Genomic DNA, 229 nt, shown 5'->3' on the forward strand with positions numbered 1-229 from the left:
GCGCTACATTTAATACTTGTGGTTAAATATAGAAAACAATTGTTAAAAGGTGATGTAGGTGATTTTGTAAAACAAAAAATCACTGAAATTGCAGAGCGCTCAGAATTTAATATCGAAGAGATCGAGGTGGACAAAGATCATATACACATATTGCTAACGATCTCTCCCAATATCAGTGTTGCGAGTTACGTTAAGAGAATTAAACAATCTACAACGCAAAGTCTATGGT

1 protein-coding gene is annotated in these 229 nt (G+C 34.1%); it reads left to right on the plus strand.

The window, feature by feature from the left end:
- Positions 1-229: IS200/IS605 family transposase (gene tnpA, locus AAEY79_RS16680; protein ID WP_352289954.1), on the plus strand; the 229-nt coding region annotated here is incomplete at both ends.

The sequence above is a fragment of the Psychrobacter sp. GW64-MNA-CIBAN-0177 genome, assembly GCF_040309585.1.
GTDB lineage: Bacteria > Pseudomonadota > Gammaproteobacteria > Pseudomonadales > Moraxellaceae > Psychrobacter > Psychrobacter okhotskensis.